The sequence below is a fragment of the Pseudomonas sp. NBB genome (assembly GCF_032701105.1).
GTDB classification, from domain to species: domain Bacteria; phylum Pseudomonadota; class Gammaproteobacteria; order Pseudomonadales; family Pseudomonadaceae; genus Aquipseudomonas; species Aquipseudomonas asiatica.
In genome coordinates, this window is record NZ_CP103994.1 from 3,140,192 (window position 1) to 3,161,187 (window position 20,996).

Sequence of the window (20,996 nt, forward strand, 5' to 3'; positions counted from 1 at the left end):
CCTTGCCTCAGTCGTTGATCCGCACTGCAGCGCCAGTGATCTGGGTGGTGTCGGTGCTGGTGGTCACGATGACCTTGCCTTTGATCTCGATGCCTTCCGGGGTCAGCGTGATGCTGCTGTCGCCCACCTGCAGGATGATGTGCTGCTTGGCAGCCACCTGTATGAACTGGTTGTCGACCTGCAGGGTGTAGGAACCTTCGGTCACTTGCACCATGGTGTCTTTCTTGACCGTTTCGGTGTGCGTGCCGCCCACCGTAATCGTGCGGTTGTTCCCCACATCATGGGTCTCATCCAACTCGATCTCGGTATCCATGTTGCGCTCGGCATGCATGATGATCTGCTCGGCGCCAGCCTTGTCCTCGAAGCGGAAGAAGTTGGCGGTACCGCCGTCGCCCTTCATCGACCGGGTCAGGAAACCACTCTGGGTCTTGTTCGCCGGCAGCGACCATGGCGGGGTGTTGGTGCTGTTGTACAGGCTGCCCATGATCAGCGGCCGGTCGGGGTTGCCGTCGAGGAACACCACCACCACTTCGTCGCCTACACGTGGGATCTGGATGCTGCCGAAGCCGCCGCTGGCACCGGATTGGGCGACGCGGACCCAGCAGGAGCTGTGGTCGTTGTACTTGCCATTGCGGTCCCAGTGGAACTGGATCTTCACCCGGCCCAGTTCGTCGGTGAAGATTTCCTCACCCGGTGGGCCGACGATGATCGCGGTCTGCGGGCCGGCGATGGTCGGCTTGGGCGTGCTCAGCTGCGGGCGGAACGGGATCTTCTTGCGCACGCAACTGAAGGTGTTGAAGTAGCTGGCCTGCTGGCCGGTAAGGTAGTTGTTGTGGCCTTCGCTTTCCACGCTCATCAGCAGGAACTGGCGGTCTTCTACCGGGCCCTGGTCGTGGATGTAGTGCTGCAGCAGCTCGAAGGTGTAGCCCGGCTTCATGGCCCGACAGTTACTGGCACCTTCGAATTTCTTGCCGCGTAGCTCCAGCGCCTCGATGCGCAGGCGCAGCAGGGTTTCGCCCTCGTCGTAGGTGCCGTGGGTGTACTGGCCGGGGAAGTCGTAGATCTCGAAGTTCTCGACATCGCCCTGCTTGTTCACGCTGTTCAGCGCCACCGGCAGGCGGTTGTTGGGCTGGCGGTAGTCGAAGGTCTGCGTGGCCATCTTGCCGGACTGCAACTGGCGGTTGCCGCTCCACTGGGTGATGGAGTCGGCAGTCTCGGTGACCGAGGCGCTGTGGAAGCGGATTTGCGGTTGCTCGGGGATGTCCACCAGCGTGCTGGAGTCATCGCAGATGATCATGGTGTGGCCTTCGGCGGTGTGCTCGAAGTAGTAGAACATCCCCTCTTCCTCCAGCAGGCGCTGGACGAAGTTGAAGTCGGTTTCACGGTACTGGGTGATGTAGGTGTAGCGCTTCTGCGGACGGGTCAGGCGGAACTCGTGACGAGAGAACGCCGGGCACAGGGCGAACACTTCGGTAACCACTTCCTCGACCGTGTTGCCCTGGAAGATCCGCGTGTCGAAGCGGTTCTTCAACATCGAGAACCACGGGTTGAGGGTTGCGGTATAGCGTGCCATGCCGCCGTCGCTGCCAATGCTGGCAAAGCGTGTGAGGTAGCCGGTTATGTAGCGCGGGCCGCCTTCGGCCAGTTCGATCTCGATGCTGACATGCTGGCCCATCATGGATTTGAGCGGCACGCCGGAGTCTTCGCAGACCAGCAGCAGTTCGTAGTTGAACGCCCGCGACAGGGCTTCGGTGCCCTTGAAGGTTTCCAGCAGCAGTTCCTGCTCGGGGTTGGCCAGGTTGTGAAACTTGAACAGGCGGCGGTTCTGCGGCGACAGCAGCGCGGAGGCCAGGTCCATGATCATGCGAAATCTCCTTGAAAACACGGCCAGCACGCGCTTGCGATGCTCAGCTGCAACCCTGATCTTGCGGGCGTATTCTGCATGCGCGCATAACGCGCGTGCTCTGCGGAATCATGCGACTGCCTGCAGAAAGGAAAGTGCCATCATGCATTGAAATTAATGCGACATGGTTCACATTCCCGAATGCCAGGCAGGCAGAAAGGCCCAAAGGAAACACCGGCAAAAGCTGCCCTGTCAAATCACTACAGGCCTAGAAAAACCGGGTAATACCGCCCTGCAAGGCAATGTCATATCGCCATCTTTAATATTCCTCACTGGCGCCCGGAAGCGCTCCGGCTACCGCCGAACGGCCCGTCGCAGAAGGTTCTTGAGGTGTCGATCAGAGCCTATGCCTGACGGCTCCAACTCGAACTGCCTCTCTACCTGACGCATCAGCTCCACTGGCGGAGAAAAATGTTTCATAACGTGGATTGGTTCAAATTTTTCGCCACTGACCAACTCCGGCAAATGGCCATCGCGAACGCAGCCGTAATGGCACTTGCGGGATGCGGCCAGCCACAAAACCGTGCAGCGATGCTCAATTGCCATCATTGCCGCGCACGCCTGTCATGAGAACAATGGGCTCTCCGCCGGACTTCGCCCCCATCCTGAGGTCTGACGCGACATGCTGCGCTCGCCGCCGAGCGCCGCCACTTCCATGGACAGTGAAGCGAAAATGGATCTTTTAGCCAACATCCCCAGTTGGGGAGACATCGAACGCAATCTCGAGCAGAAATTCAGCGAGCTCAACCAGAGCGTCGATAGCGGCCTGAACAGCGCCCATGAGGCCTGGGACGGTTTCAGCCGGCGAGTGAGCAATGGCGCCAACCAGGCCTATGGCTACCTCGGTGGCCAGCGTATCGACAACGTGCGCCAGGCCATGGCCCTGTCCTACCCGATCATTCAGGACAACCTCAAGCGCAAGTGGTCCTCGATAGGTATCGAGCAAATCCTGCCGGTGCTGCTGCAACTGGTCAAAGAGGTGTCGATGATCCTCGGTGGCAGTGTGGCGGTCGGTACACTGGCCGGCGGCGTGGCCGGGGCGTTCGCGTTCGGTGTTGGCGCGGCACCTGGGGCCGTGGCCGGCGCCGGCATTGGCCTGCAGGTCGGCAACCTGATCCTCATGGGCCTGGGGCTGTCGGCGATTGCCGAGTATTTCTACCAGGGCCTGCCGGCCTGCCTGTCGACCTTGCAGCAAGGGATGGCCACGGCCTGGTTCGCCGAGGATGGCCTCAAGCCTGCTGGCCTGGACCCGAGCGGCGGTTCCGCGGCGCAGGCCCAGGAGCGTGTCGAGCGTGCGGCGCGCCAACTGGCTCGTGGGCAGGAGCAGTTGGTGCTGCTGTTGTTGACTGCAATCGTTACCTATCTGACTCGAGGGCAGATGAAGGCTGGCGTGATGAGCAGCATGGAAAGCATTGCCGCCCGGAGCGCTCGGCTGCAGGCCGAGATCTCCAACAAGCAGCTGGCGGCCTGGTTGGCGAAGAATGAGCAGAAGCTGTTGGCGCAGCCAGATTTGCAGCCCAGAGAGGCCGCACCGATCTCTCGTGCACAAGCGCAACCGGAGCCATTGCGACCACTACCCGATCGACCGCCCATTGCTCAGGCACCGGATAAGCCAGGCTTAACGGAAGTTTCCCGTAGGGAGTACCTGAACAAGAAGTTCGCTCGAACGGGTAACTTGGCACAGGACATCAACATACGAGGCAACCAGGAAACTGCTGTAAACTTCTTCAAGTCACAGGGCTATAAGCCTGCCGACTACGAAGGCTACATGAACGGCTTGGACTTCACTCAACCAGTCTTCACGGAAACAATCAACCGGGGCAAGACACTTTGGCAATTCCAGGTGCCCGGCGGCCGGCAAGGCATGTGGTACTCTCCTACCCCAGACGTGGTGCCAGGGCAACTGGGGATCAACCCGCTTGGCCAAATCTACAAAACGGAAACCATCGTGCCCAAGATCGTGAACGTCTACCAGAGCACTGAGAAGGTCACGCTGCTGAGGAGCACCTCGGCACCGGTACTGGATACCTGGTCCGTCCCTTCCCAACCCTATAACGCCATTGGCGGTGCTCGGCAGATGACCTCTGGCCAACGCGAGCTCTTCAAACTGATAACACCAGGTGCATTATGAAACCCACAACCCCCCTCGGCTATGTACAGAAGGCTATCGACATCACCGCGCAGCGGAACAAGGCCTGTCCCGCTTACCCCATTTATGGGATGCTACTAAACCAACTTGACTATGTGAAAGCCGTGTTCGAAGGGCGTGAGCAAGATAAATCGAAACTCCACCAACTCAGTATCGGTGCCATTGCCTCAAAAGAATTCGAAGAAAATGACCCCGAGTTGGCCAGAGCACTGAAAGACGCCTATTACGTAGCCATCCAGTCGGCTCGTGGCCTCAAAATTCAACTGCCCGATTGATTGCCTACGTTCAATCAGGCCAGCCACTGTACATCGAGCGCAGTCACTGACGAAAGCTACAGACCCTACCCCCAGCAGGCTGAGCCACGATGGACATTAACCCACTCCGGCAAAAATCGTAGCGCTCCATAAACCCCACCTTTTGGAAGCCGGGGTGGTGCGTCAGCGATGCATACGATTAAGCCAAGAGGTGGGTCATCCGCAAGCTGCGTCCCGACGGGATAGACTTGCCTACCTGGCCAAGCGCCCCCAGGCTGCAGTTGTTCTGGGTCAATGATGACCGGGTGTGCTTCAAGCCGGATCACTACATTCAAGTTGGTAAGCCCAGGTGATTAACTTGAAACCTACTACACCACTTGAGTATGTAGACAAAGCGCTCGCACTCGCCATTGACCGCCAAAATCGCATCCCTGGCTTTCCTGTCTACGCCACCGTCATCGATCAGTTAAAGTACATCAGGGCCGTGTTCGACGGTACGGAGAAGGATAAATCGAAGCTGCACAGACTGACGATTGGTGCTATCGCGGCTAAAGAATTTGAACCCACGGACGAAGCCCTCGCCGAGGCATTGCTTCATGTTTATTACATTGCAGAGCAATCCGCCAACGGCCTAAAGATTCGCCTGCCTGGAGAAAAATAACTACCGTGGGGACGCCGACCGCCAAACGGCTGAGGTTTCCACTGCGGCCGTGGGAGGTGTACCACAACCTGATATGACAGGAACCCCACCATGAATCCAGCTGCACTGAAACACGCGGCTATGGCGCTGCGCAAGTTGCTTGAGCACTATCAACATCAAGAGCGCGTTGCGGCCCTATTGCTTGAGGAACTGGATGGCCTGCTCAAGCGTGCCATGAATGAAGAAATCACCATCAGGAAATGAAGCCGGTGCTAACGAATTCTGGATCCCTGGTGGCAAGCTACCTGACGGCAACAGTGAAGCCGTCATAGACGCGGCGGGTATTGCCGCCAAGATGTTCAATACCGCTCCCCTTTTTGAAGGCACCCTATGAAATTCAAAGATCTTTTCATCAGTCGTCAACACATGTTCTCTGTCGGCATCGAAGAAGACGCTGGTCAGTATTACGTTTCGTTCCCCGTCAGCAACGGCATGGTTGACTACGAAGAATATTACGCCATCGCTCCAGCTACATTTGATGCCTTCATGGACGACCCTGATTCGGCGCTGGCTTTCGTGATAAAATGCCGCAAAAGACAACTCGACGAATTACTGATCATCAAGCCAGGAAAAAATCGGGGCACGGCCATCTAGTGCCACATAGATAAATGCTGACGAAATCCGACATTGCATGAACGTTTGACCCTACCAACAAATGAGTGGCGCCCTCTTACGCTGCGGTGAAGTGGTGCAGTTCCTTATCCCAATCAGGACTGACCATGAACACCGAAACACTCAAGCAGAAATTACTCAAGCTTCGCTTGATCATCGACAGCCTGAAGGCGCAAGACCCTGCCGCGATGAAGCTGAGCGTCGAACTGGAGCTACTGCTGAAAGCCGCAGGCCAATAGCCCCATGCCTCCAAGTGAACACCGCCAAGAATCAAGCACATATCGATACAACTCATGCACATCACGTGGACCGAAATCCATTCCGTGGAACGATGCAAATAACCTGTACCGGAAATAACCTTTCAAACTAATATGAGTAGGTGAGAGATGAAACCAGCCACACCACTGGAGTATGTAGATAAAGCAATTGCGCTGGCGATTGACCGACAAATCGCATTCCTGGCTTTACGGTTTACGCGACTATAGTCGACCAGTTAAATTACATCAGGGCAGTTTTCGACGGTACCGAAAAGGATAAATCCAAGCTGCACAGGCTAACGATTGGAGCTATTGCATCGAAGGAGTTCGAGGAAAATGCCCCGGAGCTGGCCAGGGTATTGAAGGACGCTTACTACGTGGCCATTCAGTCGGCCCGCGGCTTGAAGATTCAACTACCTGATTGAACTCGGCCACTAGCGAGTTCATACCTTGGTTGATTACGAAGAGTACTATTGGACCGAACAGGCACCGTTCGATGCCTAGCTGCAGCGGCCGAGCACCGCCCCTGCGATGGTCAGCAAGGGCCGGAAACGCCAGATGGACCATGAGTTGATCTACCCGCAAGCGCCAATCGAGGTCGAGCGCGCAGACTCTCAATGCGCCAAGCTATGGCATCCAAAAACATCGCGGGTAAAATTGCCGATGCCCTCACTGCCATCGCCCCCACGTTCAACCTGCCCAAGCTCTGCGAATGAATACACGCTCCTCACAAATGTCACCCGGGCTTACGCCTCTCAAGATGAGGCTGCTGGCCGTCGGCATGTTCATCGCATTGCTCCTGGTAGGGGCCATCTCGCTTTATGCCTATACCAACTACCTGTTCCCGCTGTACGGCAGGCTGCTTCGTGGCGCTCCGGTCGTGGAAACACCGTACCTCGCGTTCGGCCTGCTCATGGCCCCACCGGCACTCGCCATCCTGCTCGTTGGCAGCGCGATCTGCGCCTGGACCGGCAAGAAGTTCGACCCACCCCCTGCATCCCGGCTGCACCGCTTCCAGGCGTTGATGTTCGGGATATCGATTAAAACGCTGATCCATGTCGTCCCAGCGGTGATGATTCTGACTACGGGGGCTTTGCTAGCCAGGGGTTATACGCCCTGCTCGAAGCTGCTGATTTCGGGTTCTGCCTGGCAGTTGTACTGGGTCAATGATGATCGGGTGTGCTTCAAGCCGGATCACTACATCAACGACAACTGGCCATGCAAGGTCATCGACGGCAAGGACGTTTGCGTCCAGGTCGATGGGCGGTGAGTTGCCTACCTTGCCAGGCTCAAAGCGAGTACGGCGGAGAAAACCGACAAGGTGACAGTTGATAAGCCGCAGAAACCTGGAGACGGGGTGACGTGGACGTACAGCGGCGCACCTCTGGGCTATGCATACTCGGGCATTAAATAGACAAGCACACACTGAAAATTACAGCCAGAGCGCTTCGCGAAAAGCTTGAAATTATCAAGGACCAAAATCCTGACGCCATGACCATGCTCAACCTACTTCGCGACCTGCTATTTTGCCGGGCTGCAGTTGACGCGTTAAGCGCCATTACCTGATCAAAGGTGCTATCACTCACTGCCAAATAGCAGCTCGTCCATTTCATCCCCCTGAGGCGCGAGTTCAAACAACCGGCTTGCCAGTTCACAAATGTGCCGCGACCAGGCAACCTTGGCCACCCACTCCGGCGGCATGCCCGACACCCCATACAAGGCGCCGGCGATCTGCCCCGCCGTCGCCGCCACGCTGTCGGCATCATCGGCAAGGTTGGCAGCCAACAGAATCGCATCCCTGAAGTTGTCCGTATTCCACACAGCCCAGAGCGCCGCTTCCAAAGTATCGACTACATACCCTGACGAGCGAATCTGCTCACGGGTTTTGTGCTTGTACTCCCCGGCATTGATGATCAAGGCCCGGGGCTGCAGGGGGCGCACCTTCGGCGACAACGCCTCTTCCTTGTCCGCGCCATTGAGCGCCAGATGCAGCTGTGCCCCGAACAACTTGCAGCACTCCGAGACCTCGATCGCGCGATGGGTCACGCTGCTCTGCGTCACACTCTCCCACCAGGTTGCCGACAGCGAGTGGCGTCTGAAAATGGCCGTAGGCGCGAGCCGTATCAACGAACCATTGCCCGCTGTCGAGGCTTCGAGATTGCCCATCCACGCAAGCCCTTGGGCCTCCCACCCTTCCAGGGCTCGGCGGGTGACATTGCCGATGTCGAAGCAGCGGCCATTGGCGCTATTTTCACCCTGCCGGTACCAGCGCACCATGGCATCGGCAAAGGTCGCGAAATCGAACTTGCCTTGGCTTGCGTAGGTGTCTGCCAGGCACAGGGCCATGCTGGTATCGTCGGTCCACTCACCCGGCGCGAGGCGGAACGGCCCACCGCCGACCATGTCGCTGACCTGCCCCTGATCGCGGCGCTGGAACTCCAGAGTGGTGCCTACCGCATCGCCGATCGCCAGTCCCAACAGTGCACCCTGAGCGCGGTCTAGCGCCTGGCCTGGTGTCAAGGTACAGGATCGGTCGTTCAGCCAGGCGGGCTTTGTCCGCGGCAGCCTTGGTGCGTCGGGCTCCGGCATGTAGGCCATGCGCTGTTGCAACTGCGGTGATAGTTCGGGGAGCAGATCGGCGTAACGCTTTGCATAGTCGCTCAGGATTGCATCCGGGCTTCTCAGGTCGATCATGCTGATTCCTTGCAGTAGGTTGCTCTCGTCCATGCGCTCATTTTGCTTGACCTGCACTACCCCGGCAACGACCCGAGCAAGTCGCCGACCATGAGGATGGCACCGGCTACGCCGGTGTTCGCGGGTGAACCCGCTCCCACAGGGGCCGTGCAGGCTTCACGGTCTTGGCTGAGGCAATTGTTGCTGCAGGCAGGGCACAAACCCTGGGGCCGGCGCTCCCACAGGGATCGCGCACGTTTTCAAGGTTTTTAGCGAGACCGTTGCCTCTGCAGGTGCGGCATAGGCCCGGGGCCGACGCTATTTCCGACGGAGCGCGCGAGCTTTCAAAAGTCACTATCCAAACGGATGGATCGCGCTTGATAACACCCTTTCCGCGCGGCACATTCCGTCGCATTGCCATCATCCTGAGGCGCCTCGCCAATACCTCCGCGAGAAAGCGGTCAGCGCAAAAAATGAGACCGGATTCACTTTTTGCAAAAAACTTTTGCCAAGGATTTTTATCGCATTCCCGCCCCTCGCACACCCACGTTTTCGGGCCTGAACCCCGATTTCCCGTGCCCGAAACCCCTAGTCAACATCACGACGCCATCATTGCGTCACATCACAAAACAGGGAAAAAATCGCCCCCCTCGCGGGAACTTCTTCCGCAGCGAGGTGCCCTACTCGGCATTGCTGGCAACACGATATTCATGTGCCAGCACTCAGGTTTGCCGCCGTCGAGAGGCGCAATTTCAGGTCCACGCCATTGGCGTTTCAGGACGATCAAGCAGGCACATGGACGATGCACCGATGACACAGACATTCGATGTCGAAGCACTGATCAAGCTGCGTAGCCAGACGCGGGCGATCTCCGATGCGCTGAAGGCGCAGGCGGCGGATTACCTCGCCACCGTGGCACCGCTGATCCGTCCGCAAACTCTATTTGGCGAATACCTGCAAGGCGCCCAGCGCAGCAGCGGGCGCGAAACCCAGGGCCACTTCCAGGCCCTGGTCGAACTCTACGAACGTATCGGCTCGGCCGCGCCGTTCCAGCTGGTCACCGAGCTGGAAGTACCGCTGAACCTGATCAGCACCACCCCCGAACTGTTCCCGCTGGAATACGACAAGGCCCTGGAACACAGCGGCCAGGTCATCCGCATCACCAGCCCGACCCGCTGGGTGGTGGGCTTCCACGCCTTCGACCTGGCACGGTTTCGCAACGTCATCAAAGACCCCAACCGCAGCAGCGCCGAGCTGTACCGCTTCGTGGTGCACTACCTGGTGCTGTTCTACTGCCTGAGCAAGTCGCCTGGCCTTGGCCGGCTGTTCGAGGGCCTGCGCTACAGCCTGAGCTTCGAGCGCCTCAAGGGCTTTGGCGACCTGCCGTTCTGCGTCATCAGCTCGCCGGTGCGCTCTGAACTGCCCGACGACTCGGTCATCCGCAGCAGCACGCAGATTGCCGGCAACACCAGCTTCGAAGAACTGGTGGGCCGCGACAACATCCTGGAAATGAACGACGAAATCCGTCAGCGCCTGCTGCTGACGATCGAAGGACTGTAACGCGCCGCGCCCGGTCACGGGCCGCGCATTGTTTCGCAGCGAATTGCTCGCACTGGAGAACACGATGGCGAAGAAGGAAAGCACTCAGCACAAACTCGACCGCGTTCGCGCGCCTCGGGTCCATATCACCTACGACGTGGACATCGGCGATGCCATCGAGAAAAAGGAGCTGCCCTTCGTCGTCGGCGTACTGGGCGACTTTTCCGGCAACCCGCTGGAGCCGCTGCCCAAACTCAAGGACCGCAAGTTCGTCTACATCGACCGCGACAACTTCAACGGCGTGCTCAAGGGCATCAAGCCGCGCCTGACCTACCGCGTCGACAACACCCTGGCCAAGAACGGCACCCAGCTGGGCGTGGAACTGAACTTCAACAGCCTCGAAGACTTCGAGCCACAGAACGTGGTCAAGCAGGTCGAACCGCTGCGCAAACTGCTGGAAGTGCGCAACAAGCTGGCCGACCTGCGTAACAAGATGGGCGGCAACGACAAGCTCGAAGAGCTGCTGATGGACGTGCTGCAGAACACCGAGAAGCTCAAGACCCTGGGCAAGGAATTCGGCCGTGAAGCCGAAGTGAAAGACCCATCCAGCAGCGATCGCGCCTGAGCAGGAGCCCGAACATGACCGACAAGCAAACCGCACCGCAACAGGCCGGCGACCTGGTCGAAGTGGAAAACTTCGCGCCACAGGCATCGTTGCTCGACAGCATCATTTCGCAAAGCCGCGTGGCCCGCTCCGACACCGAGCGCAACCGCACCCGCGACCTGATTGGCGAACTGGTGAACCAGGTGCTCGAGGGCGAGATGACCCCGAGCAAGGACCTGATCGCCGTGCTCGATTCGCGTATCGCCGAAATCGACGCGATGCTTTCCGAGCAGATGAACGAAATCATGCACGCCCGTGAGTTCCAGCAGCTGGAAGCCTCCTGGCGCGGCCTGAAATACCAGGTAGACCAGACCGAGACCAGCACCACGCTGAAGATCCACCTGCTCAATGCCTCGAAGAAAGACCTGGTACGCGACCTGAAGGCCGCCAGCGAATTCGACCAGAGCGCACTGTTCAAGAAGGTCTACGAAGAAGAGTACGGCACCTTCGGTGGCGCGCCTTTCGGCATGCTGATCGGTGACTACGAGTTCAACCGCAACCCCGAAGACATGTACCTGCTGGAGGAGATCTCGCACGTCGCCGCGGCCGCCCATGCCCCGTTCATTTCGGCCGCCTCCCCCGAGCTGTTCGGCTGGGACTCGTTCACCGAAATGTCCGGCCCGCGTGACCTGGCAAAGATCTTCGACACCGTCGAATACGCCAAGTGGAAGTCGTTCCGCGCCTCGGAAGACTCGCGCTACGTCGGTCTCACCCTGCCGCACGTGCTCGGTCGCCTGCCGTATGGCCCCGATACCACCCCGGTGGAGGAATTCAACTTCGTCGAAAGCGTCGATGGCCGCGACCACAACAAGTACCTGTGGATGAACGCTGCCTACGCCCTCGGCACCCGCGTTACCGATGCCTTCGCCCGCTACGGCTGGTGCGTGGCCATCCGCGGCGTGGAAGGTGGCGGCCTGGTCGAAGGTTTGCCAACCCATACCTTCAAGACCGACGACGGCGAAATCGCCCTCAAGTGCCCGACCGAAATCGCCATCACCGACCGCCGCGAAAAAGAGCTGTCGGACCTGGGCTTCATCCCTCTGGTGCACTGCAAGGGCACCGACTATGCCGCGTTCTTCGGCACCCAGTCGGCGCAGAAGCAGAAGCAGTACAACACTGACATTGCCAACGCCAACGCGCGCCTGTCGGCCCAGCTGCAGTACATCTTCGCCACTTCGCGCATCGCCCACTACATGAAGGCCATCATGCGCGACAAGATCGGCAGCTTCGCCTCGCGCATGGATGTCGAGCGCTTCCTCAACCAATGGCTGGCCAGCTACGTGCTGCTCGACGACACCGCCAGCCAGGAAGCCAAGGCCAAGTTCCCGCTGCGCGAAGCCCGCGCCGAGGTGTTCGAAGTGCCGGGCAAGCCAGGTGTGTACAAGGCCGTGACCTACCTGCGCCCGCACTACCAACTGGATGAGCTGACCGCTTCGCTGCGCCTGGTTGCCGAGCTGCCACAGGGCGCGCGCGGCTGACAGGCCGGTGTGTACAGGGATGACACATGAGTAACCAGGCCCGCCTGCTGCCCTCGCTGCTCGACCGACTGCTGGACGACCGTCCGTACCAGTCGGCCGAGCCAGCCGTGCAACGCACCTGCTCGTTGAGCGAGTACAAGGCCAGCATCGTCCGTGACCTGGAGGTACTGGTGAACACTCGCCAGAGCCTGGTCGCCGAAGAGCTGGAGGGCTACAGCCAGCTCGGTGGTTCCATCCTCGAATACGGCATGCCCGACTTCATCAGCCGCAGCGTGCTCGACCCGCATGATCGGCGCCTGATCCAGCAGCAACTGGAACGGGCGATCAGCACAGGGGACCGACGTTTTCGCCGTGTCCGCGTGCAGCTGCTGGCCCAGCAGAACGGCCACCGTATGTTGACCTTCCGCGTGGACGCCGTGTTGCGTCTGCAGGACATCAGCCGCCAGGTGTCATTCGACGCCGTGCTGCAGGTCAACACCCAGGAATACAAAGTGCAGAACCTCAACTGATGCTCGACGAACTGCTGCCCTACTACGAAAAGGAACTGTCGCACCTGCGCTTCCTCGGCCAGGAGTTTGCCGCGCAGTACCCGAAAATCGCTTCGCGGCTGTTGATCGAGGGCGACAACTGCGAAGACCCGCACACCGAGCGCCTGATCGAGGCGTTCTCGTTCCTGTCTGCGCGGGTGCACAAGAAGCTCGATGACGAGTTTCCGGAAATCGTCGAATCCTTCCTCGAGGTGCTGTACCCACACTACCTGCGCCCTACCCCATCGATGTCGATTGCCGAGCTGAGCCTGGGCAAGCACGAGAAAGTCACCGAAGCCTACCGGGTGGCGCGCCATACCGAAATGCATGCCAATGCCGTGGAAGGTGTGGTGTGCAAGTTCCGCACCTGCTACCCGGTTGAGCTGTGGCCGATTGCCGTGCAGCAGGCCTCGTTCGCCGAACTGGAGCGTTCGGCCTTCAACGGCCACAGCGCCGACCTGGTCGCACGCCTGCGCATCCGCCTGGCAGCCACCGGCGATGCCCTGTTCGGGCAGATGGAGCTGGACCGCCTGCGGTTCTTCCTCGACGGCGAGGCGACCCTGATGCTGCAGCTGTACGAACTGCTGTTCAACAACCTGGCAAAGGCCACCCTTAGCTTCCAGGACCAGGGCCGCAGCCGCGAAGTGGCCTTGCCGGCCGATGCCCTGAAAGCCGTGGGCTACGCCCGTGACGAAGGCCTGGTGGACTACTCCGAGCGCTCGTTCCTGGGCTACCGCCTGCTGCACGAGTACTTCACCTTCCCCGACAAGTTCATGTTCTTCGACCTGAACGGCTTTGCCCGCATTCTGCAGGGCAAGGCCATCGAGCAGGTCGAGATCAACTTCTATTTCTCCGACTACGACCTCAGCGAGCGCCTGGCGCGGCTGACACAGAACATCGGGCGCAACAACTTCAAGCTCAACTGCACACCGATCATCAACCTGTTCCGCCAGCAAGCCGAGCCGATCAAGCTGACCCACACCCAGCACGAATACCCGGTCACTCCCGATACACGGCTGCACAACGCTGCCGAAGTCGTCTCGATCGACCGCGTACGGCGGGTGCGCAAACTCGGCGGCATCGACCAGGTCGCCACCTGCCACCCGTTTTTCGAACCCCGTGGCGAGCAGGACCCGCACAGCAGCTTCTGGGTGGCGCGCCGGCGCATCCAGGGTGACGCCACCGCCATGAGCATCCGCGTGGTCGACCGCGACCTGGAGCTGATCGACGCCAGCAGCGACACCCTCAGCATCGGCCTTACCTGCAGCAACCGCGATGTACCGCTGATGCTGCCGTTCGGGGGCGAACGTGGTGACTTCAACATTCCCGCCAACTCGGTGATCAAGGATATCCGCTGCCTGCGCAAGCCCACCGCCACGGTGCGTGTGCCCCTGGGCAAGGGCCTGATCTGGCGGTTGATCGCCCACCTGTCGCTGAACCATATGTCGCTGGTCAGCCAGGGCCGTGAAGTGCTGCTGGAGCTGTTGTCGCTGTACAACTACCGCAATGTTTCCGCCATTCGCAAACAGATCAACGGCATCAAGGCGATCAGCAGCGAGCCGGTGGTCGCACGCATCGGCCACCCGCGGCCGAACTTCGTACGTGGCGTCGGCATCACGCTGACCCTGGATGAAAGCCAGTTCATCGGCAGTGGCGTGTACCTGTTCGGCATGGTGCTGGACCACTTCTTCGGCCAGTACTGCTCGATGAACAGCTTCACCCAACTGACCCTGCGCACCCAACAACGAGAAAAGAGAGTCGTCCAATGGCCAGCACGCACCGGCGATCAGCCCCTGGTCTGATCGATCAGGCCCGAGCCGAGCCGCACCGATTCGAATTCTTTCAATTGGTGCGCCTGCTCCGCCTGCACTACAGCCGTACCGGGCGCATGGACCTGGCAACCCGGCCGCACGAAGACCCGCTGCGTTTTCGTACCCAGCTGTCGCTGGCGTTCCCGGCCAGCGAGGTCAGCGACCTGCACTTCGAGCGCGAAGGCAAGGTGTCGCCGGCCGGCTTGCCGCTGTCGGAAGTGCAGGTCACCTTCATGGGCCTGGTCGGGCCGTCAGGCGTACTGCCGCGCCCGTATACCGAGCTGCTGCTGGAGCGCCACGTGCACTATCGCGACGATGCCGCCCACGCGTTTCTCGACATCTTCTCGCACCGCATGACCACGCTGTTCTACGAGGCCTGGCAGAAGTACAAATTTCATATCGAGCACGAACGCAATGGCACTTCGGGCTTCGATGGCTACCTGCTCAACCTGGTCGGCCTCGGCCCGCGCGCGCAGCAACTCAAGTTCGAGCAGCAACCAACCGCGCTGCGCCGCGAGCTGTTCAGCTACTTTGCCGGCCTGCTCAGCCAGAAGCCGCGCAACGCGCTGAACCTCGAACGCATGCTCGGCTTCTATTTCTCGCTGCCGATCAAGGTCCGCCAATTCGCCGGGCGCTGGCTGCACCTGCAGCCCGAACAATGCACCCAGCTCGGCCGCCGCAATGCCCAGCTCGGCCACAGCGCCGTAGCCGGCAACCGGGTCTGGGACTACCAGTCGTGCATCCGCATCGAGCTGGGCCCGCTAAGCCTGGCCGACTACCAGCGCTTCCAGCCGGGCACCGCGTGCTACCGCAAGCTGGTCGAGCTGGTGCGCTTCTATATAGGCGCCGAACTGGATTTCGAAATTGCCCCGCGCCTCAAGCGCGAGGCGGTGCCACGCGCCCAGCTGGGCCGCAGTGGCAATGTCGCCCTGGGCTGGCTGGGCTGGCTCAAACGCCCTGGTCGTGACGCGGAGCCTTCGCGTTGCGCCGTCTTCCACATTCCTTACGATGGGGTCGCCTTGTGAACCTGAAGTCTCTGTTCGCCAAGCTCAACGAAACCAGCCGCACGGCCACGGAAAGCGCGGCGGCCCTGTGCCTGTCGGAGCACCATTACGACGTGGAGGTGGAGCACCTGTTGCTGCAGTTGCTCGACAACAGCGACAGCGACCTGGCGCCGATCCTGCGCCACTACGAAGTAGTCGCCGAGCGCCTGCAGGCGCAGCTGGTCACGGCCCTGGGCACCTTCAAGAAAGGTAATACCCGCACCCCGGCGCTGTCGCCGCACATCACCCGCATGATCGAGCAGGCCTGGCTGCTGGCGTCGATCGAATACGGCGTCGGCCAGGTGCGCAGCGCTCACCTGCTGCAGGCCCTGCTCGATGATGCCGAACTGCGTCGCGTGGTGATCGCCTCGGCGCCGGAGCTGGAGAAAATCAACGCCGATGACCTGCGCCTGAACCTTGCCGCGCTTGTAGAAGGCAGCGCCGAGTCCCGGCAGGCCAGCCCTGCGGCGCCAGTGAACAGTGCGACCAAGGCCGGCGGCAAGACCCCGGCGTTGGACCAGTACACGGTCAACCTCACCCAGAGCGCCCGCGAAGGCCGCATCGACCCGGTGCTGGGCCGCGAGTTCGAAGTAAGGCAGATGGTCGACATCCTCACCCGTCGCCGCCAGAACAACCCGATCCTCACCGGCGAAGCCGGGGTCGGCAAAACCGCCGTGGTCGAAGGCCTGGCCCTGCGCATCGCCCAAGGTGACGTGCCGGCGGTGCTCAAGGATGTGGCCCTGCACACCCTCGACCTGGGCCTGCTGCAGGCCGGCGCCGGCGTCAAGGGCGAGTTCGAGAACCGCCTCAAGGCAGTGATCGAAGAGGTCAAACGCAGCCTGCACCCGATCATCCTGTTCATCGACGAAGCCCACACCCTGATCGGTTCCGGTGGCCAGGCCGGGCAGAACGATGCCGCCAACCTGCTCAAGCCGGCCCTTGCCCGTGGCGAGCTGCGCACCATCGCCGCCACTACCTGGGCCGAATACAAGAAGTACTTCGAGAAGGACGCCGCCCTCGCCCGCCGCTTCCAGGTGGTCAAGGTGGAGGAACCCGACGAAGACAAGGCCATCCACATGCTGCGCGGCCTGCTCGGCAAGATGCGCGAACACCACAAGGTAGCGGTGATGGACGAAGCGCTGGTGCAGGCCGTGCGCCTGTCCAACCGCTACATCACCGGCCGCCAGCTGCCCGACAAGGCGGTCAGCGTGCTCGACACCGCCTGCGCACGCATTGCCCTGGCGCAATCGTCGCAACCTGGCGCCCTGGAGGACTGCCGCCGCCAGATCGACAACCTGCAGGCCGAAATCGCCGTGCTCGGCCACGAAGCCGGCAAAGGCCACGACCACACTCGCCGCCTGGGCGAGCTGCAGGCTGCCCTGCAGGCCGAGCAGCAGCGGGAGCAGCAGCTGAACACGCAGTGGCAACAGGAGCTGGAACTGGTCGAACAGCTCAAGGCGCTGGACGCCGCCAGCGAGGCCGATGCCAAGCAGCTCAACGCCCTGCGTGCCGAACTGGCCCGCGTGCAAGGCGACCAGCCCCTGGTCCATGCCCTGGTCGACAGCGGCGCCATCGCCCAGGTCATCAGCGGCTGGACCGGTATCCCGCTGGGCAAGATGCTGCGTGACGAGATCGACACCGTGCAGCGCCTGCCGGCCCTGCTTGGTGAGCGCGTGCTGGGCCAGGACCACGCCCTGCACGAGATCGGCAAGCGCATCAAGATTTCCCGCGCACGCATGGAAGACCCGAACAAACCGATCGGTGTGTTCCTGCTGCTCGGCCCCAGCGGCGTCGGCAAGACCGAAACCGCGCTGGCCCTGGCCGATACCCTGTACGGCGGTGAACGCAACCTCATCACCATCAACATGTCCGAGTACCAGGAAGCCCACACCGTTTCGAGCCTCAAGGGCTCGCCTCCCGGCTATGTCGGCTATGGCGAAGGCGGCGTGCTGACCGAGGCGGTGCGCCGCAAGCCGTACAGCGTGGTGTTGCTCGACGAGGTGGAAAAAGCCCACCCCGACGTGCTCGAACTGTTCTTCCAGGTATTCGACAAGGGCGTGCTGGACGATGGCGAAGGCCGCGAGATCAATTTCCGCAACACGGTGATCATCCTCACCTCCAATACCGGTACCGAGCGCATCATGCAGACCTGCCTGAACGCCACCGAGCTACCGACGCCCGCAGCGATCGTCGAAGACCTGCGTGAGCAGCTCAACCATGTGTTCAAGCCGGCCTTCCTCGGCCGCCTGAGCATCGTGCCGTTCTACCCGGTGCAGGACCAGATCCTCGAGCGCATCGTCGCCCTCAAGCTCGAACGCATCGCCAAGCGCTTCGCCCGCAACCACCAGGCCGAGCTCAGCTACGACCAGGCGTTGGTCAAGGCCATCGCCGCGCGCTGCACCGAGGTCGACAGCGGTGCGCGCAACATCGACAACATCCTGTCCCAGACCCTGATGCCCGAGCTCGCCCAGCGCGTGCTCGAGCGCATGGCCCAGGACACGCCGATCCAGCGTCTTGCGATCGAGCTGGGCAGCGATGGCGATTTCGCCTATCGCGTGGCCTGACCAGTACACGGAGGTTTTGCCGTCATGCAACACAAGCACACCGCCCTCAAACGCCTGACCACAGCTGCCTTGCTGGTGGCGCTGGCCGGCTGCGGGGTCACCGACCGTATCGGCAAGCGCATGGAAGACAGCTGGGCGGCCGACATGCTGGCCGACAGCGAAAAGGTCATCCTGACCTCCGACGGCGGCAACCAGCTCAACCCCGATGCCGAGGGCAAGCCGCTGTCGGTGGTGATGCGCGTGTACCAGCTGACCGACCTCGAACGCTTCGCCGCGACCGATGCCGAGACCCTGTGGGACACCCCGGAAAAGGCCTTGGGCAACACCCTGGTGGAAGCCCGCGAGATCACCCTGCTGCCGGGCATCGGCCAGATCGACCAGTGGCCACTGGCCAAGAGCGCTCGCTACGTCGGCGTGGCAGCGTTCTTCCGCAACGAACAGGACGCGCGCTGGAAGGTCGCCTTCGACGCCAACTCGCTGCGCAAGGACGGTATCTGGTTCTCTTCCGACGGCCTGCGGGTGCTGGTGGACAACACCGAAATCAGCGCCATGCGTGGCGTCGACGTACTGAACAAACCGCCGACCGCCGACCAGCTGGCAGCCGCGCAGAAGGCCCGGGACAACGCACCGACGCTCACCGACAAGGTGCAGGACGCCGTGCTCGACAAGGCCAGCGATGCCGCCGGCAAATCGGCACAGAACACCATGGATTCAACCTTCAACTCTTTAGTGGATAGCGTCAAATGAGCAAGCAGAGCCGGGTGATGTGGTCGGAAGGCATGTTCCTGCTGCCCCAGCACTTCCAGTACCAGGATGAGTTCCACCAGCACCAGCTGGCCGAGGCGACCTTGCGCACCACCCCATTCCATTGGGGTGTGCAGGTACTGCAGGTGGATGAGGACGCCCTGGCCAACGGTTCGCTGCAGCTCAAGCGCCTCAAGCTGGTGTTCCCTGACGGCAGCCTTTACGACGCACCGCAGCACGACCCGTTGCCGGCTGCCCGCGACCTCAAGGACCTGCTCAAGGCCAACGACCTCAAGGTTCATGCTGCCTTGAAGCTGCCCGAGCCATTCGGCCTGAACTATGTCGAGGACGGCCAGGAACACAAGGCCGCGCGGCGTTTCCGCAAGCAGTTCGATACCCTGCCCGACCTCAATGAAGGCGAGCTGGAAAACGAAATCACCAGCCTGCGCCTGAACGTGGTGCTGCTGGTGGACGGTGACAGCCTGGACGGCTACAGCCACTGCCCGCTGGCCAGGCTGACCCGCAACAGCATGGGCGGCTTCAATCTCGACCCGCATTTCGTCCACCCCACTTTGCATCTGGGCAGCCACGAGACCCTGGCCGGTATCGGCAAGCGCCTGCTCGGCGCCCTGCAGGCCAAGAGCAAGGCCCTGTCCGGCCGACGCCGCGAACGCGCAGACCAGATCGCCGAGTTCGGCTCCAGCGACGTAACCCTGTTCTGGCTGCTGAACACCGTCAACCGCGCCCACCCGCAGCTGGCCCATCTGCTGGCGCACCCGCGCCTGCACCCCGAGCGCCTGTACCTGTTCCTTGCCGACCTGGCGGGTGGCCTGCTGACGTTCACCCTGGACACCCAGCTCAGCGACATCCCCGAATACGACCATCACGACCCGGCCGCGTCGCTGGTCAAGCTCGACGAGATGATCCGGGTGATGCTCGACAACGTGGTGCCCAACCAGTGCATCGTCATCAACCTCAACCAGACCAAGCCGTCGTACTGGCAGGGCCAGTTGCACGATCCACGCCTGACCGAGGCCGACTTCTATATCTCGGTCCATGCCGACATGCCTGGTGCCAGCCTGCTGGAGCTGGTACCGCGGGCATTCAAGGTCGGCTCGCCGGAAGACATCGAGGTGGTGGTCAACAGCGCGATGCCCGGCGTCACGCTCAACCATGCCGCACGGCTGCCCAACGCAATTCCGGTGCGCCTGGACAACCAGTACTTCGCCATCGAGCCGCATGGCCATGTCTACGAGCGAATGATGAATGCCCAGACCATCTGCTTCTACGCGCCCAGCGCCTTTACCAACCTCAAGCTTGAACTGATGGCGGTGCTCAAATGACCGAAGCCGTATTGCAACAGGGCGCCGTCGCGGCAGCCAACGACAAACCGACGCTCAAGGACCTGGTCCAGGACTTCATCAGCATGGCCCTGATCGTGCGGCGTGGTCGTCAGGTCACCTCGGTGCCGGCCTTCGAAGCCAGCGTGGAACGCTTCTTCGCCAACCTGGAACGCGAAGCCCGCGCTGCCAACTACAGCGCCGAACAGGTCAAGGACACCCAGTACGCGCTGTGTGCCTTCCTCGACGAGAGCGTGCTGCGCGCGAGCGACAACCAGCTGCGCCAGCACTTCGAGCTGCAGCCGCTGCAGTTCCGCTACTTCGGCGTGCACCTGGCGGGTGAAGGCTTCTTCGAGAAGGTCGATGCGCTGCGTGCCGACGTCAAGCAGAACATCGATGTACTCGAGGTCTACCACCTGTGCCTGGCCTTGGGCTTCGAGGGCAAGTTCAGCCTCGGCCAGAAAGACCAGCTGCGCTACCTGGCCAATACCCTGGGCCAGGATATTGCCCGCTACCGCAAGGCGCCCAAAGCACTGTCACCGGACTGGGCACTGCCCGACCAGGTGTCGCAGATGCTGCGCCACGAGGTGCCGCTGTGGGTTTACCTGGCGCTGATCGCGCTGGTCTGCGTCGCCGTGTACCTGACGCTGGACTGGTTGCTGGACAAGGACGTCGCCGCCCTTTCCGAACAAATCCGCCAGCTGTTCAGTGCCTGAGCAAACGTCAGGTAGCCGAGTC

20 protein-coding genes and 1 pseudogene are annotated in these 20,996 nt (G+C 61.2%); 19 read left to right on the forward strand and 2 right to left on the reverse strand.

The window, feature by feature from the left end:
* Positions 1-7: 7 nt before the first annotated feature.
* Complete coding sequence (gene tssI, locus NY023_RS14785) at positions 8-1,864, reverse strand: type VI secretion system tip protein TssI/VgrG (RefSeq protein WP_013972740.1); 1,857 nt, start codon at positions 1,862-1,864, stop codon at positions 8-10.
* Positions 1,865-2,576: 712 nt separating this feature from the next.
* Between tssI and NY023_RS14790 the strand changes: the two genes are divergently transcribed.
* The 9 genes and pseudogenes from NY023_RS14790 to NY023_RS14830 all read left to right on the forward strand — a co-directional run bounded on the left by NY023_RS14790 (position 2,577) and on the right by NY023_RS14830 (position 7,145).
* On the forward strand, positions 2,577-4,034 hold the full coding sequence (locus tag NY023_RS14790; RefSeq protein WP_024087173.1) for a polymorphic toxin type 46 domain-containing protein: 1,458 nt from the start codon (positions 2,577-2,579) through the stop codon (positions 4,032-4,034).
* Complete coding sequence (locus NY023_RS14795; protein WP_003248391.1) at positions 4,031-4,327, forward strand: immunity protein Tsi6 family protein; 297 nt, start codon at positions 4,031-4,033, stop codon at positions 4,325-4,327. Before NY023_RS14790 ends, NY023_RS14795 begins: the two co-directional genes overlap by 4 nt.
* A gap of 337 nt (positions 4,328-4,664) precedes the next feature.
* Entirely contained in the window at positions 4,665-4,967 is a 303-nt protein-coding gene (locus tag NY023_RS14800) for an immunity protein Tsi6 family protein (RefSeq protein ID WP_024087174.1), read from the forward strand.
* 90 nt (positions 4,968-5,057) lie between these two features.
* The gene (locus tag NY023_RS14805; RefSeq protein WP_023661188.1) at positions 5,058-5,210 is read left to right on the forward strand and encodes a hypothetical protein; all 153 of its coding nucleotides are present in this window, start codon (positions 5,058-5,060) and stop codon (positions 5,208-5,210) included.
* Positions 5,185-5,340, forward strand: a complete 156-nt coding sequence (locus NY023_RS14810) for a hypothetical protein (RefSeq protein WP_155252251.1) — start codon at positions 5,185-5,187, stop codon at positions 5,338-5,340. Before NY023_RS14805 ends, NY023_RS14810 begins: the two co-directional genes overlap by 26 nt.
* The gene (locus NY023_RS14815; protein ID WP_024087175.1) at positions 5,337-5,600 is read left to right on the forward strand and encodes a hypothetical protein; all 264 of its coding nucleotides are present in this window, start codon (positions 5,337-5,339) and stop codon (positions 5,598-5,600) included. The genes NY023_RS14810 and NY023_RS14815 overlap by 4 nt, the downstream gene beginning before the upstream one ends.
* A gap of 125 nt (positions 5,601-5,725) precedes the next feature.
* Complete coding sequence (locus NY023_RS14820) at positions 5,726-5,857, forward strand: hypothetical protein (RefSeq protein ID WP_023661186.1); 132 nt, start codon at positions 5,726-5,728, stop codon at positions 5,855-5,857.
* A gap of 147 nt (positions 5,858-6,004) precedes the next feature.
* Positions 6,005-6,300, forward strand: a pseudogene (locus NY023_RS14825) (immunity protein Tsi6 family protein).
* A gap of 335 nt (positions 6,301-6,635) precedes the next feature.
* Complete coding sequence (locus tag NY023_RS14830) at positions 6,636-7,145, forward strand: hypothetical protein (RefSeq protein ID WP_013972745.1); 510 nt, start codon at positions 6,636-6,638, stop codon at positions 7,143-7,145.
* A gap of 308 nt (positions 7,146-7,453) precedes the next feature.
* Here NY023_RS14830 and tri1 read toward each other — a convergent pair whose 3' ends face one another.
* The gene (tri1, locus tag NY023_RS14835; protein WP_044047254.1) at positions 7,454-8,569 is read right to left on the reverse strand and encodes an ADP-ribosylarginine hydrolase Tri1; all 1,116 of its coding nucleotides are present in this window, start codon (positions 8,567-8,569) and stop codon (positions 7,454-7,456) included.
* A gap of 789 nt (positions 8,570-9,358) precedes the next feature.
* Between tri1 and NY023_RS14840 the strand changes: the two genes are divergently transcribed.
* The 10 genes from NY023_RS14840 to icmH all read left to right on the forward strand — a co-directional run bounded on the left by NY023_RS14840 (position 9,359) and on the right by icmH (position 20,974).
* Positions 9,359-10,108 (forward strand): hypothetical protein, encoded by a 750-nt coding sequence (locus tag NY023_RS14840; RefSeq protein ID WP_024087178.1) that lies wholly within the window; start codon positions 9,359-9,361, stop codon positions 10,106-10,108.
* A gap of 64 nt (positions 10,109-10,172) precedes the next feature.
* Entirely contained in the window at positions 10,173-10,712 is a 540-nt protein-coding gene (gene tssB, locus NY023_RS14845) for a type VI secretion system contractile sheath small subunit (RefSeq protein ID WP_024087179.1), read from the forward strand.
* Between the two features lie 14 nt (positions 10,713-10,726).
* Positions 10,727-12,229, forward strand: a complete 1,503-nt coding sequence (gene tssC, locus NY023_RS14850; RefSeq protein WP_013972748.1) for a type VI secretion system contractile sheath large subunit — start codon at positions 10,727-10,729, stop codon at positions 12,227-12,229.
* 26 nt (positions 12,230-12,255) lie between these two features.
* On the forward strand, positions 12,256-12,738 hold the full coding sequence (gene tssE / locus NY023_RS14855) for a type VI secretion system baseplate subunit TssE (protein WP_013972749.1): 483 nt from the start codon (positions 12,256-12,258) through the stop codon (positions 12,736-12,738).
* Positions 12,738-14,558, forward strand: coding sequence for a type VI secretion system baseplate subunit TssF (tssF, locus tag NY023_RS14860; RefSeq protein WP_013972750.1), 1,821 nt, complete (start codon positions 12,738-12,740; stop codon positions 14,556-14,558). Before tssE ends, tssF begins: the two co-directional genes overlap by 1 nt.
* Positions 14,522-15,592 (forward strand): type VI secretion system baseplate subunit TssG, encoded by a 1,071-nt coding sequence (gene tssG / locus NY023_RS14865; protein WP_044047053.1) that lies wholly within the window; start codon positions 14,522-14,524, stop codon positions 15,590-15,592. The genes tssF and tssG overlap by 37 nt, the downstream gene beginning before the upstream one ends.
* Entirely contained in the window at positions 15,589-18,174 is a 2,586-nt protein-coding gene (gene tssH / locus NY023_RS14870) for a type VI secretion system ATPase TssH (protein ID WP_013972752.1), read from the forward strand. The genes tssG and tssH overlap by 4 nt, the downstream gene beginning before the upstream one ends.
* Positions 18,175-18,198: 24 nt before the next feature.
* Entirely contained in the window at positions 18,199-18,921 is a 723-nt protein-coding gene (tssJ, locus tag NY023_RS14875) for a type VI secretion system lipoprotein TssJ (RefSeq protein WP_013972753.1), read from the forward strand.
* Positions 18,918-20,261 (forward strand): type VI secretion system baseplate subunit TssK, encoded by a 1,344-nt coding sequence (gene tssK, locus NY023_RS14880; RefSeq protein WP_013972754.1) that lies wholly within the window; start codon positions 18,918-18,920, stop codon positions 20,259-20,261. Before tssJ ends, tssK begins: the two co-directional genes overlap by 4 nt.
* Positions 20,258-20,974, forward strand: coding sequence for a type IVB secretion system protein IcmH/DotU (gene icmH / locus NY023_RS14885; protein WP_013972755.1), 717 nt, complete (start codon positions 20,258-20,260; stop codon positions 20,972-20,974). Before tssK ends, icmH begins: the two co-directional genes overlap by 4 nt.
* Positions 20,975-20,996 lie beyond the last annotated feature (22 nt).